Consider the following 13,456-nt stretch of genomic DNA (forward strand, 5'->3'; position numbering starts at 1 on the left):
CGCCCGCGGGCCGCCCCCCCCCGCCCCCCCCCCCCGCGCCCCCCCCCCCCCCCGGCCCCGCCTGCTGCACGCGGCGGGGCGGTCAGGTACCCAGCCGCTCCAGGTCCTGCACCCCGTCGCGCAGCGACCGCACCCCGTACGCCGCACCGAGGCCGCGCGCCGGCCTGTCCCCGTAGATCCGCCGGGGGGGTATACCGCCACTCAGCGGCGCCTGCGCCTGATCCGCGCGCTGATCCAGGTGGGCACGCCCGCCTGCTGGAGCCGGGCCACCCCGTAACCGTGGCCGAACTCACGCCGTACGCACGGCAGATGGCGTCCGTGGCCGGTCATGACTTCGACGTCCTGGAGACGCTGCCGGACGACGCGGAGCGGGCGGAGACCGCCGTGGCCGCCGCGATCCTCCGAGAGCCGGTGCGGCTCGCCCTGCGCCGGGTGCCCCAGGAGGAGGAGTCGGCCCGGCGCTACGGGCCGTGAGACGGGACCCTGTGCGCGAAGGACGCACGGATTCCCTCCCGAATTCCGCATACGGCAAAGGCCCCTGCCGAAGCAGGGGCCTTTGCCCATTCGCGTACCCCCGACCGGATTCGAACCGGCGCTACCGCCTTGAGAGGGCGGCGTGCTAGGCCGCTACACAACGGGGGCCTGCTTTTTGCAGTCGAGTTCGCGTGACGCGAATTCTCTGCGCTGGGCTACCAGGACTCGAACCTAGACTAAATGAACCAGAATCACTCGTGCTGCCAATTACACCATAGCCCATGGTGGTTTAGACCAGTACCCCCGACCGGATTCGAACCGGCGCTACCGCCTTGAGAGGGCGGCGTGCTAGGCCGCTACACAACGGGGGCCCTAGCGATCCTCACATCGAAACATCCGGGAGCGACCCGAAGATGACGGAAAGAAAGGATCTGTACCCCCGACCGGATTCGAACCGGCGCTACCGCCTTGAGAGGGCGGCGTGCTAGGCCGCTACACAACGGGGGCCTGATACTGCACTCAAGAGACCATGGTTTTCTCGAAGAGAAAGATCTCTTGCTGGGCTACCAGGACTCGAACCTAGACTAACGGAACCAGAAACCGTCGTGCTGCCAATTACACCATAGCCCACCAAAACGCAACCCCCAGTGGGGATTTTGTTCGGCTTGCGCTTTCCGGCCGGACCTCTCGGCCCTCCCGGGCGGCGCAGAAAGAACATTACCCGAAGGTGCACGGGGCTCCAAAACCGATAGGGCACGGAGCGGGGAGGGAAGCGCCGTAAGGCCCGGTGACGGCGGGGTCGGGGCCACTCCCTGCCCCTGTCAAGGTTCCAGGCCGGGCGAGCGACGGATCCGGCCGCATGCGGCTCTCACGGCGCCCCTGGGCGCTCTCCTGGGCCCTCGCGCCCTCGTGAGGGCCGTCGCCCGCCCCCGCCCACACCAAGGGCCCGGAAGCCCTCTCGGCTTCCGGGCCCCCAGGGCTCGTACGAGGTCAGGCCGCGAGCTTGGCCAGGGCCGCGTCGATGCGGGACAGGGTGCGCTCCTTGCCCAGGATTTCCAGGGACTCGAAGAGCGGCAGGCCGACGGTGCGGCCGGTGACCGCGACGCGGACCGGGGCCTGGGCCTTGCCGAGCTTGAGGCCGTGCTCCTCACCGGCGGCGAGGACGGCGTTCTTCAGCGACTCGGGGCTGGTCCAGTCGGCGTCCAGCAGCTTGGCGCGGGCGGTGGTGAGCAGCGCCACCGGGTCGCCCTTCATCGCCTTCGTCCAGGACGCCTCGTCCTCGACCGGCTCCTTGCGGAACAGGAAGTCGACGTTGGCGGTGATGTCCGAGAGGACCGTCAGCCGGGTCTGGGCGTGCGGGGCGATGGCCTCCCACGCCACCTGGTCGAAGTCCTCGGGCGCCCAGTTGGCGTACGGGGCCGTCAGCCAGGGCTCACAGGCGGCGATGAAGGACGGGAGGTCCAGCTGCCGGATGTGGTCGGCGTTGATCGCCTCGGCCTTCTTGAGGTCGAAGCGGGCCGGGTTGGCGTTGACGTCCGCGATGTCGAACTTCTCGACCAGCTCGGCGACGGAGAAGAGGTCGCGGTCGGCGGAGAACGACCAGCCGAGCAGCGCGAGGTAGTTGAGCAGGCCCTCGGGGAGGAAGCCGCGCTCACGGTAGAGGTTGAGGGACGCCTGCGGGTCGCGCTTGGAGAGCTTCTTGTTGCCCTCACCCATGACGTACGGCAGGTGGCCGAAGGCCGGGATGTCCTTGGCGTAGCCCAGCTCGATGAGCGCCTTGTAGAGGGCGATCTGGCGGGGGGTGGAGGAGAGCAGGTCCTCGCCGCGCAGGACGTGGGTGATGTCCATCAGCGCGTCGTCGACGGGGTTGACGAGCGTGTAGAGGGGCGCGCCGTTGGCCCGGACGATGCCGTAGTCCGGAACGTTGTCCGGGGTGAAGGTCAGCTCGCCACGGACCAGGTCGGTGAAGGTGATCGGCTCGTCGGGCATCCGGAAGCGGATGATCGAGGAACGGCCCTCGGCCTCGTAGGCGGCCTTCTGCTCGTCGCTCAGGGAGCGGCAGGTGCCGTCGTAGCCGGAGGGCTTGCCGGCCTTGCGGGCGGCCTCGCGGCGGGCGTCCAGCTCCTCGGTGGTGCAGTAGCAGGGGTAGGCGTAGCCGCTGGCGAGCAGCTTGTCGGCGACCTCCTTGTAGAGGTCCATGCGCTGCGACTGGCGGTAAGGCGCGTGCGGGCCGCCGACCTCGGGGCCTTCGTCCCAGTCGAAGCCCAGCCACCGCATGGAGTCCAGCAGCTGGTTGTAGGACTCCTCGGAGTCGCGGGCCGCGTCGGTGTCCTCGATGCGGAAGACGAATTGCGCACCGCTGCCCTGGTGGTGGCGCGCGAACGCCCAGTTGAACAGGGCGGTGCGGACCAGTCCCACATGAGGGTTGCCGGTCGGGGAGGGACAGAAACGGACGCGGACGGGGGTCGCGTTAGCCACGCTTGATCACCTTGTTGGTGAGAGTGCCGATGCCTTCGATGGTGACGGCGACCTCGTCGCCGACGGTGAGCGGGCCGACCCCGGCCGGGGTGCCCGTGAGGACGACGTCGCCGGGGAGCAGCGTCATCGCCTCGGTGATGTGGACGATCAGGTCCTCGACGGAGCGGACCATCTCGCTCGTCCGGCCCAGCTGACGCTGTTCGCCGTTGACGGTGCACTGGATGGTCAGGTCGGAGGGGTCCAGCTCGGTCTCGACCCAGGGGCCGAGCGGGCAGGAGGTGTCGAAGCCCTTGGCGCGCGCCCACTGCTTCTCGCGGCGCTGGACGTCACGCGCGGTGACGTCGTTGGCGCAGGTGTAGCCGAGGATGACGTCCTTGACGCGCTCGCGGGGCACCTCGCGGCACATCCGGCCGATGACGACGGCCAGCTCCGCTTCGTGGTGCACCTCCTCGGAGAAGGAGGGGTACGCGATGGGGTCACCGGGGCCGACCACGGAGGTGGAGGGCTTGAAGAAGGTGAACGGGGCGTCGGGGACGTCGTGGCCCAGCTCGGCGGCGTGGGCGGCGTAGTTGCGGCCGACCGCGACCACCTTGTTGGGCAGCACCGGCGGGAGCAGACGGACCTTGTCGAGGGGAACCTTCTGGCCGGAGCGCTCGAACTCCGCGAAGGGGTGTCCCTTGATGACGTCGATCTCGTCGCCCTCTAGGACGCCGAAGCCGACGTTGCCGTCGATGGAGAATCTGGCGATGCGCACGGGTGCCGCTGCCCCTCATTGATCACTGGCCGGAGTGGACACTCCAGGCTAACGCGGGGGCGCGGCTCGCCCGCTGCGGAATTACGCCGCGGCGTCCTGGCCGGGGGCGTCCATCAGGACGGTACGGCGCGGGTTGGCGGTCTGCGTGGGCAGCTCGGCGACGTGCTCCGGGGCCGGGGTGGCGGCCGTCAGCTCGTCGGCGTCCTTGAGGTGCGCCAGCGTGGTGCGCCGCGGGTTGGCTATGTTGCGGAACATCATCGTGGTCTTCACTGCTTCACGCCTCGCGTAGATCGGGATGCATCGGAAGGGACCGCCGGCCCGGTGGGGCGGTGCGGACCGGGCCCGCCGCATCCGTGGCACCGCGGGGCCGCGGAATCACGACAACGGGCGAGGTCGCGCGGGGTGTCCTTGTCGCGCCGGCTGCCTTTGTCAAGCATCAGACTAAGCGGGCCATTCCCTGCGATGCGGGGGGAAAGTCACCGACCCCTCTGTGAGTTTCCTCACTGAGTACGCGACAAATGCCGCAATTCCTACGATCAGCATCAAGGGATGAACGGGACATCGATCACCAGAAGGCTCCATTTCGCCTCCGATCACCGCACCTGGGACAACGGAGCGACCGAAGCGGTTCGAGGCCAAAAGTCCGCTATCGACCATGAATCCCTCTACGTGTCGTGACACGGTCCGCACCGTGTGTCACCCATGTCGCACCACGCGGTTCCGCTCTTGTTGGAGATCCGGCACTGTGCTGGAATTCCACGGACCGCCGCATGTATCAACCGGCGCGCAGGGCGCGATGTGGCGCAGCGCGGTGGAGTTGCTCTCTCGGCCAGAGGGGGAAGCCCATCGGTCATTCACGACCGCACGGGGGCTTGCGGTCCCCCACGACTCGACACCGTCCCGCCGCTCACGCGGGGGGACGCCTGGTCCAGAGGTTGCGACGCTAGTGCAGGGACGTTTCAAGAGGGATGGCACGGAGCCTTCCCAGGCCCGCAAGGGCCGGGAAGCTGCGGCGGAGCCGGAGCCGCGCGGCGGGACCGACCGCGCCTCCTCCCCCCAGCGTGCCCAGGGGAGCGGCCCGGCGAACGCCCCGGCGCCGTCCGACCGGAGCGGCGGCGACGCCGACCGGGGAACGGCCAAGGAGCAGTCGGGCCCGGGCGGTCCCGGCTCCCGGGTCGCGTTGCGCAACTGGCGCATCAGCACCCGTCTGATCTCCCTGCTCGCGCTGCCCGTGGTCGCCGCGACCTCGCTGGGCGCCATCCGTATCCAGGACTCGATGGAGAACATCGAGCAGCTGGACAAGATGAAGATGCTCACCGACATGACGCGGCAGGCCACCGAGCTGGCCGACGCGCTCCAGGTCGAGCGGGACAAGTCGGCGGGCCCGCTGGCCGGTTCGGGCAACGCCAAGGACGACGCCAACGTCGTCGCACCGCGGGAGGCCACCGACCACGCCCGCATCGCGTTCAACCAGGGCACCGGCGACATCCAGGGCGTCGACGCCACGATGACCGGTGTGCGGGCGACGGTCCTGGAGATCGGCCGCCAGCTCAACACCCTCAACGAGATCCGCAGCAGCGCGTACAAGGACGACGGCAACGCCGCGCGCACCATCAGCAACTACAACCAGCTGATCGACTCGTTGCTCTCCCTCTCCCAGGACATGGCGCAGGCCACCAGCAATCCGGAGATGATCCGGTCCACCCGTGCGCTGGCGGCGTTCTCCTCGGCCAAGGAGTACGCGTCGATGCAGCGCGCCCTGGTCAGCGCCGGTCTCGCCCACAAGGGCGGCCCCCAGCTCTCCGCCAACGACCGGCTGGCCGGACGTACCGCCGAGGACGACGAGAAGGCGGCCCGTGACCGCTTCTCGCAGATCTACGCGGGCAACGCCGGTACCCTCACCCGCGGTCTGGACGGCAACAACGACGAGATCAAGGCGGCGGTCGCCTTCGCGCACCGCGCCTTCGCCAGCAACAGCGGCATCCGCAGCCAGGAGTACAAGTACCTGGACTGGTACGACTCCGACACCGTCAAGGTCGAAGAGATGTCCCGGATCGAGACCTCGCTGCTGACCGAGATGGAGCAGAAGTCCCGCGAGCTGCGCAACGCGGCGACGCAGGAAGCGATCATCAACGGTGCGCTGATCTTCCTCGTCCTCGGTGTCTCGCTGGTCGGCGCGTTCGTCGTGGCGCGGTCCATGGTCCGCTCGCTGCGCCGTCTCCAGGACACGGCCCAGAAGGTGGCCCAGGAGCGGCTGCCGGAGCTGGTCAAGCACCTGTCCGACACCGACCCGCAGGACGTCGACACCTCCGTCGAGTCGGTCGGTGTGCACAGCCGGGACGAGATCGGCCGGGTGGCCGCGGCCTTCGACGACGTGCACCGCGAGGCGGTCCGGCTGGCGTCCGAGCAGGCGCTGCTGCGGGGCAACGTCAACGCGATGTTCACCAACCTCTCGCGCCGCTCCCAGGGCCTGATTCAGCGTCAGCTCTCGCTCATCTCCGAGCTGGAGTCCCGCGAGGCCGACCCGGACCAGCTGTCCTCCCTCTTCAAGCTCGACCACCTCGCGACGCGCATGCGCCGTAACGGCGAGAACCTCCTCGTTCTCGCGGGTGAGGAGCCGGGCCGTCGCTGGACGCGTCCGGTGCCGCTGGTCGACGTGCTCCGCGCCGCCGCCTCCGAGGTGGAGCAGTACGAGCGCATCGAGCTGAGCGCCGTACCGCAGACCGAGGTCGCCGGGCGCGTCGTCAACGACCTCGTGCACCTGCTCGCGGAGCTGCTGGAGAACGCCACGTCGTTCTCCTCGCCGCAGACCAAGGTGAAGGTGACCGGTCACGCGCTGCCCGACGGGCGGGTGCTGGTCGAGATCCACGACACCGGTATCGGCCTCTCCCCCGAGGACCTGTCGTCCATCAACGAGCGGCTGGCCAGCCCGCCGACCGTGGACGTCTCGGTCTCCCGCCGGATGGGTCTGTTCGTGGTCGGCCGCCTGTCGCTGCGTCACGGCATCCGCATCCAGCTGCGGCCGTCCGACTCCGGTGGCACGACCGCGCTGGTCATGCTGCCCGTCGATGTGGCGCAGGGCGGCAAGAAGCCGGCGCCGTCCACCGCGAAGGGCCAGGTGCCCGAGGGCGGTACGGGTTCCGGCTCCGGCTCCGGCTCGACGAGCCGTCTCGCGGGGCTGCAGCCGCGCGGCCAGGTCGGTTCGGGCCCCGGCGGCACCGGGCGGCCCGCGCTGCCGGGCCGTGGCGGTCCGGGTGGTCCCGGGCGCACGGCCCCCGGCGGTATCGGCGGTCCGGGCGGCTTCGTCGGTCCGGTGCCCTCCGGTGGCCCCGTGCCGCAGGCCCCCGCGTCACCGGACGCGTCCGCGCGCGGCGCCGCGCGCCCGGCGAACGCCCCGGCCGACGGCGGCCGTCCCACGCTGCCCACGCGTCACGTGCAGCGCAACGAGGCGCCTGTCGAAACCTCCGGTGCGACGCCGACGGTGGCGCCGCCCACCGGTGCGCCGGGCCGTGACGAGCGTCCGCAACTGCCGCCCCGCGGACCGGCCGCGGAGCTGACCGGCTCCCCCGCCGCGGAGACCGCTCCGGCCGTCGACTCCCCGCAGCCGGGCACCAGTTGGGGCGTACGCCGCGACCGCGGCGCGACCGACGACTGGCCGCTGGCACCCCGCGAGCCCCAGGACACACCGCGCGGCCACGAGGAGCCGGAGACCACCGGCACCTTCGCGCGCCCCACACCGCCCGAGACCACCGGCACCTTCGGACGTCCGGCACCGCCGGAGACCACGGGCACTTTCGCGCGCCCGGCGCCGCCCGAGGCGACCGGTGGCCCCGGTGACACCACGGCCTTCGCCCGGCCCGACTTCAACGGGCCGCCGCCCGGCGCTCCCCGGGGCGGCGCGCAGGCGCCCGATGACACCGGCCGGTTCCCGCTGCCCGGCGGCCCCGCCCCCGCGGCTCCGGAGCGCTTCGGGCAGACCGCGTCCGGTCTCCCGCTGCGGGCCGCCGGGCGGCCCGACGCCTCGCGCCCGGCGGCGCAGGAGAGCGGCAACGCCCCGTCGGAGGCGGCCAGCCTCTTCGGCGTCGCCCCTAAGGCGCCGCACTCCACCGGCCAGGTCCCGGCGCAGCCGTCGCCGGGCGCCGCGCCGGCGCCCGCCCCGTCGGCGGACTGGCTCGGCGACACGTCGGCCGGTCCCGGTGACGGGCGGACGCCGATCTTCGACACCATCGAGTCGAGCTGGTTCCACACACCGGAGGCGGCCGCCGCCGGTGTGGAGCCACCGCCCTCCGCCCACGCCGAGGCGCCGCAGCCGCAGCAGGCTCCGCGGCCCGCGGACGGTCCGGACGACACGCCCGCCGGGGGCTTCGACACCACCGGCTGGCGCAGTTCGCCGAACGACGAGACCTGGCGGCAGGCGGAACAGATCCGTCAGCCGGCCGCGGGCGGGGTGACCACGTCGGGGCTGCCCCGCCGGGTGCCGCGCGCCAATCTCGTCGCCGGTACGGCACAGCAGCAGCCCGCCCAGAGCGGTCCGCAGGTCTCGCGCGCGCCCAGCGACGTACGCGGCCGGCTGACCAGTCTTCGTCGGGGTATCCAGCAGGGCCGGCAGGCCGGTGGCGACACCGGGCAGCACGGCGTGGTGGACCCCACTCACCAGCAGGAGCGTTAGTTGAGTCCGATGAGCCAGGCGGCGCAGAACCTGAACTGGTTGATCACCAACTTCGTGGACAACACCCCCGGTGTCTCCCACACGGTCGTGGTCTCCGCGGACGGTCTCCTCCTCGCCATGTCCGAAGGCTTCCCACGGGACCGAGCCGACCAACTGGCAGCAGTGGCCTCCGGCCTCACCTCGCTGACCTCCGGCGCCTCCCGCATCTTCGAAGGCGGAAGCGTCAACCAAACCGTGGTGGAAATGGAACGCGGCTTCCTCTTCCTCATGTCCGTCTCCGACGGATCCTCCCTGGCCGTCCTCGCACACCCCGAGTGCGACATCGGCCTCGTCGGCTACGAAATGGCCCTCCTGGTCGACCGCGCAGGCAACGTCCTCACCCCCGACCTACGCGCCGAACTCCAGGGCAGCCTGTTGCACTGAAGCGCCACAGCACATGTCCCGTACACCGCCGAACAGCCACCGGCCCAACCCGACGGCAGTCCCGCACAAGACAGTTGTCACGCCCGGAGGATCCATGACCCCGCCACCCACGTCGGACCCCTACGATGCCTACAGTCAGGCGTCGTACGGCGGCGAAGGCGACCAGCCCCTGGTGCGTCCCTACGCCATGACGGGCGGCCGCACCCGGCCGCGCTACCAGCTCGCCATCGAGGCGCTGGTCAGCACCACGGCAGACCCGTCCCAGGTGCCCGGTCTGCTGCCGGAGCACCAGCGGATCTGCCACCTGTGCCGTGAGGTCAAGTCGGTCGCCGAGGTCTCCGCGCTGCTGCACATACCGCTGGGGGTGGCGCGCATTCTCGTCGCCGACCTGGCGGAGGCCGGGATGGTGGCGATCCATCAGCCGGGTGGCAGCGGTGAGGCCGGCGGTACGCCGGACGTGACGCTGCTGGAGAGGGTGCTCAGTGGACTTCGCAAGCTCTGACGCCGCGTTCGGGGACGGCGCCCCCGCCCGTTCGACCACCTCGGCGAAGATCGTGGTGGCGGGCGGCTTCGGCGTGGGCAAGACGACCTTCGTCGGCGCCGTCTCGGAGATCAACCCGCTGCGTACGGAGGCCGTGATGACCTCCGCGTCGGCGGGGATCGACGACCTCAGCCATGTCCGGGACAAGACGACGACGACCGTGGCGATGGACTTCGGCCGCATCACCCTGGACCAGGACCTGATCCTGTACCTCTTCGGTACGCCGGGTCAGGACCGCTTCTGGTTCATGTGGGACGACCTGGTGCGCGGTGCGATCGGGGCCGTCGTCCTCGTCGACACCCGCCGCCTCGCCGACTGCTTCCCCGCCGTCGACTACTTCGAGAACAGCGGCCTCCCCTTCGTCATCGCCCTCAACGGCTTCGGGGGGCACCAGCCGCACACGCCGGACGAGGTCCGCGAGGCCCTGCAGATCGGGCCCGGTACGCCGATCATCACGACCGATGCCCGTGCACGCAGTGAGGCGAAGAGCGCGCTGATCACGCTGGTCGAGCACGCGCTCATGGCCCGCCTGCGCTGACGGCGGGTCCGTCCGGAGTTGTTCCGGGCGGGCCCGCCGTACGGCGCGTCCCCGGGTGTGTCACCAGCTGTGTCACACGCTGTGTCGTTGAACACGCCGTCGATCGTGTTCATAACGTTTCGGCAGGCAATTACCTCGCCACAGACACACCGTGCGCACATTTGGCTCCCCTGTGCACACGCTTCTCTCGCATTTTGCCGCGGCTCGCCCTTAACGCCCCTTTTATCTGAGGTCTCTCCCGCCTTCCCCAGGCTTTGCTCAGTGTTTGGAACGCGCGCGTCCGACGTGCTGAAATTCGCTGAACTCCGAAGGAGACACCCAGAAGAAACGGCACAGCACGACGTTTCGCGCCGAGAGGTTGTTGGTCGAGTGAGGCGAAGCAAGGCGAGCCCCGAGCCGCGGGAGGCCCGGCGGGGCAACTTCACCCCGCCGTCGCGCAGTACCGGCCCGGCTCCCGGGTCGCCCGGGACCACGCCCGCCCCGCCCGTTTCCGGTGGGAAGCCGTACTCCCCCCGCAACTGGCGGGTGGCGACCCGCCTCAACGCCATCCTGCTGATCCCGGTCCTGCTCGCGCTGGTCTTCGGCGGGCTGCGGGTCAGCTCCTCCCTCGGCACCTGGCGGGACGCGCAGGACGCGGAGAGCACCGCGAAGCTCGTCCGCGCCGCCCTCACCTACGGCAACGCCCTCATCGACGAGCGGGACCGCACCGCCGAACCCCTGCTGAACGGCAAGAAGCACGACCCGGCCGTCGGGGACGCACGCGCCGCCACCGACCGGGCCGCCGCCGACTTCCACACGGCCGCGGAGTCGATGCCTGACAAGCCGGGCCTCGCGCGCCGCCTCACCGCGTTCACCACCGCCGAGAAGGGCCTCGGCACGCTGCGCGACTCCGCGTACACCTCGGCGCTGCCCGGCGTACGCACCGAAGAGGGTTACGTCGCCCTCCAGCACCCGCTGATGGAGTTCGCCAACGAACTCGGCCTGGGGACCAGCAACATCACCTCCTACGGCCGCACCGTCTACGCCCTCTCGCTCGCCAAGGCCGCCGCCTCGCTGGAGCGCTCGATCGGCGTCCACCTCCTCGTCGACCCGGCCAGCGGCGCCACGTACAAACGCCAGTTGACCGCCTTCGCGTCGTACCGCTACCTGGAGAACATCGCCATCGGCGAGTACACCTCCGGCGGCACCCCCGAGGACGTCGAGCGGCTGAAGAAGGACACCGCCGCGCTCAAGGCGACCGCAAAGGCGAAGAACGCGCAGGCCAGGCGGCAGGCCGAGACGGCCGGACGGCCGTTCCGCGCTCCCCCCTCCATGGACGCCATGGCCACCGCGATCGGTTCCGGCGCATCGCCGCAGGATCTGGCGGACCGGGGCATCACGCCCGAGGTCTGGTTCACGGCGGCGACCGGCGGCTTCGACATGTACCGGTCCATCGAGAAGGACCTCGCGGACAAGGCCGTCGCGGAGGCCGCGCAGATCTCGGCGGACGCCAAGCGGACCACCATCACGGACGCGGCCGTCGTGCTGACCGCTCTGATCGCCGCCTTCCTGGTGGCCGGTCTGATGGCGCGGCGGATGAGCCGCAACATGCGGACGCTGCGGACCGCGGCCTTCGGTATCGCCGAGCAGAAGCTGCCGATGCTCGTCGACCAGCTCTCGCGGGCCGAGCCGGGCCGGGTCGACACCCGGGTGCAGCCGATCCCGATCGGGACGACGGACGAGATCGGCGAGGTCGCCCGCGCCTTCGACCAGGTGCACCGCGAGGCGGTGCGGCTGGCGTCCGAGCAGGCAATGCTGCGCGGCAACGTCAACGCGATCTTCACCAACCTCTCGCGCCGCAACCAGGGCCTCATCGAGCGGCAGTTGACGCTCATCACCGACCTGGAGAACAACGAGGCGGACCCGGACCAGCTGGAGAACCTCTTCCGGATGGACCACCTCGCCACGCGCATGCGGCGCAACGGCGAGAACCTCCTCATCCTCGCGGGCGAGGAGCCGGGCCGCCGCTGGGACCACCCGGTCCCCCTCGTCGACGTCCTGCGGGCCGCCACCTCCGAGGTCGAGTCGTACGAGCGCATCGAGCTGGCCGGGGTCACGGAGAACGAAATCCACGGTCAGGCCGTCACCGACCTGGTGCATCTGCTCTCGGAGCTGTTGGAGAACGCGACGACGTTCTCCTCGCCGCAGACCAAGGTGCGGGTCGCCGCGACCCGGATGTCCGACGGCCGCATCATGGTCGAGATCCACGACAAGGGCATCGGGCTGACCGCCGAGGACTTCGCGGACATCAACCACAAGCTGGCGAACCCGCCGAGTGTGGACGTCGCGGTCTCCCAGCGCATGGGCCTGTTCGTGGTCGGCCGCCTCGCCGACCGGCACGGCATCCGCGTCCAGCTGCGCCCCTCGGGCGAACAGGCGGGCACCACCTCGTTGGTGATGCTGCCCGACGCGATCACCCACGGCGGTGGCGGCAGCGGCCGGTTCGAGGAGGACTTCACCGTCCCCCGGACCGCGCCCGACCAGCCTCGCGCGCCGCGTCCGGACGCACCGGCCACCGCGCCCGGAGCGGCCCCCGGCGACCCCGGGGTCGCCGCCGACGCGGCCGGGGCCGGTCACGACGGCATGAGCCGGTCACTGCTGCGCGAGGAGCGCCGCGCGGCCCTGGAGGAGGCGCAGGGCGCCCAACAGGCCGACGGGAGGCCGCTGTTGGGCGGTGCGGCGCCGGACCTTGCCGGGTACGGTGCGCAGCCCGGACCGCAGGCATATGCGGAAGACGATCAACCGCAGTACGGCAACGGCACATTCGGCGCCGAAGGTTTCCGGCCTGCGGCCGACCCGCACGCCGCGGACCAGCATCCGTACGCCGCACCCGAAGCACCCGCCACCGGCGGCGGCTTCGAACCCGCCGCGTACGATGGGCACTTCGGGGCCGAAGCGGAATCTGACCGGAATACACCCGCCGCTCCCGTTGACGCGTCCGAGCGCGTACCATTCGACCGTCCGGGCCCGTCCCCGAGCGACTCCCACTCGCTGACCGACGTCGGCCTTCCGCGCCGCGGAGGCCACACCGAGCAGGCTCAGCCTGTTCAGCAGGAGTGGGCACAGCCAGGGGAATCGACGGTGCCCCCGCAGCGGTGGGAGGCGTCGGAGCAGGTCCTGGACGGCTCCGAATGGCGCAGCTCCAACGACGAACGGTGGGAGCGGGCGGAGCGGCTGCGTGAGCCGAAGGCTGGCGGGGTCACCCCGTCCGGTCTGCCGCGACGGGTGCCCAAGGCCAATTTGGTCGAGGGTTCGGCGGAGCAGAGCCCGCAGGGTGGCCCCCAGGTCTCCCGTGCCCCGGAGGACATCCGCGGCAGGCTGAGCAATCTGCGTCGCGGTGTCCAGCAGGGCCGCAGCGCGCGGGTGGATCGCTCGGAGTCCCCCCACAATGACCAACAGGGCTTCGGCCCCGGCAGCACCTACGATCAGGAGCGTTAGTGTGAGCCCGATGAGCCAGGCGGCGCAGAACCTGAACTGGTTGATCACCAACTTCGTGGACAACACCCCCGGTGTCTCCCACACGGTCGTGGTCTCCGCGGA

Annotated in this window: 9 protein-coding genes, 5 tRNA genes and 1 pseudogene; 7 read left to right on the forward strand and 8 right to left on the reverse strand. The window is 70.8% G+C overall.

The annotated features are described in order from the left end of the window. Positions 1–279: 279 nt before the first annotated feature. Positions 280–474: a hypothetical protein gene (locus tag ACFWWQ_RS19000; protein ID WP_384597545.1), complete on the forward strand. Its 195-nt coding sequence runs from the start codon at positions 280–282 to the stop codon at positions 472–474. 95 nt (positions 475–569) lie between these two features. On the opposite strand, the gene ACFWWQ_RS19005 is transcribed toward ACFWWQ_RS19000, so the two are convergent. From ACFWWQ_RS19005 to ACFWWQ_RS19040, 8 genes are all read right to left on the reverse strand, one after another. Then, positions 570–642, reverse strand: a tRNA-Glu gene (locus ACFWWQ_RS19005). Positions 643–684: 42 nt separating this feature from the next. Then, a tRNA-Gln gene (locus tag ACFWWQ_RS19010) sits at positions 685–756 on the reverse strand. A 16-nt stretch (positions 757–772) separates the two neighbouring features. Beyond that, positions 773–845: transfer RNA gene (locus tag ACFWWQ_RS19015), tRNA-Glu, on the reverse strand. A gap of 63 nt (positions 846–908) precedes the next feature. Continuing rightward, positions 909–981 (reverse strand) — tRNA-Glu (locus tag ACFWWQ_RS19020). A 51-nt stretch (positions 982–1,032) separates the two neighbouring features. Then, positions 1,033–1,104, reverse strand: a tRNA-Gln gene (locus ACFWWQ_RS19025). A gap of 360 nt (positions 1,105–1,464) precedes the next feature. After that, positions 1,465–2,952 carry a glutamate--tRNA ligase gene (gltX, locus tag ACFWWQ_RS19030; RefSeq protein WP_384597547.1) on the reverse strand — a complete coding sequence of 496 codons (1,488 nt, stop codon included), beginning with the start codon at positions 2,950–2,952 and terminating at the stop codon, positions 1,465–1,467. After that, positions 2,945–3,706 (reverse strand): fumarylacetoacetate hydrolase family protein, encoded by a 762-nt coding sequence (locus ACFWWQ_RS19035; RefSeq protein ID WP_345080351.1) that lies wholly within the window; start codon positions 3,704–3,706, stop codon positions 2,945–2,947. Before ACFWWQ_RS19035 ends, gltX begins: the two co-directional genes overlap by 8 nt. An 81-nt stretch (positions 3,707–3,787) precedes the next feature. Next, complete coding sequence (locus ACFWWQ_RS19040; RefSeq protein WP_384597550.1) at positions 3,788–3,976, reverse strand: hypothetical protein; 189 nt, start codon at positions 3,974–3,976, stop codon at positions 3,788–3,790. 676 nt (positions 3,977–4,652) lie between these two features. Between ACFWWQ_RS19040 and ACFWWQ_RS19045 the strand changes: the two genes are divergently transcribed. The 6 genes and pseudogenes from ACFWWQ_RS19045 to ACFWWQ_RS19070 form a co-directional block, all read left to right on the forward strand. Then, positions 4,653–8,375: a nitrate- and nitrite sensing domain-containing protein gene (locus ACFWWQ_RS19045; protein ID WP_384597552.1), complete on the forward strand. Its 3,723-nt coding sequence runs from the start codon at positions 4,653–4,655 to the stop codon at positions 8,373–8,375. Positions 8,376–8,384: 9 nt separating this feature from the next. Further along, on the forward strand, positions 8,385–8,798 hold the full coding sequence (locus ACFWWQ_RS19050; protein WP_384597570.1) for a roadblock/LC7 domain-containing protein: 414 nt from the start codon (positions 8,385–8,387) through the stop codon (positions 8,796–8,798). Positions 8,799–8,892: 94 nt separating this feature from the next. Further along, positions 8,893–9,300, forward strand: a complete 408-nt coding sequence (locus ACFWWQ_RS19055) for a DUF742 domain-containing protein (RefSeq protein ID WP_143940484.1) — start codon at positions 8,893–8,895, stop codon at positions 9,298–9,300. Next, complete coding sequence (locus ACFWWQ_RS19060) at positions 9,281–9,877, forward strand: ATP/GTP-binding protein (protein ID WP_384597554.1); 597 nt, start codon at positions 9,281–9,283, stop codon at positions 9,875–9,877. The genes ACFWWQ_RS19055 and ACFWWQ_RS19060 overlap by 20 nt, the downstream gene beginning before the upstream one ends. A gap of 369 nt (positions 9,878–10,246) precedes the next feature. Continuing rightward, positions 10,247–13,354, forward strand: a complete 3,108-nt coding sequence (locus ACFWWQ_RS19065) for a nitrate- and nitrite sensing domain-containing protein (RefSeq protein ID WP_384597556.1) — start codon at positions 10,247–10,249, stop codon at positions 13,352–13,354. Continuing rightward, positions 13,305–13,456, forward strand: a pseudogene (locus ACFWWQ_RS19070) (roadblock/LC7 domain-containing protein); the annotation flags it as partial. The gene ACFWWQ_RS19065 and the pseudogene ACFWWQ_RS19070, both read left to right, overlap by 50 nt.

This window comes from Streptomyces sp. NPDC059080, assembly GCF_042739975.1.
Lineage (GTDB): Bacteria > Actinomycetota > Actinomycetes > Streptomycetales > Streptomycetaceae > Streptomyces > Streptomyces benahoarensis.

Coding starts and splice junctions, on each gene's coding strand:
- ACFWWQ_RS19055 (WP_143940484.1), top strand. CDS start 8,893: ATGACCCCGCCACCCACGTCGGACCCCTACGATGCCTACAGTCAGGCG.
- ACFWWQ_RS19050 (WP_384597570.1), top strand. CDS start 8,385: ATGAGCCAGGCGGCGCAGAACCTGAACTGGTTGATCACCAACTTCGTG.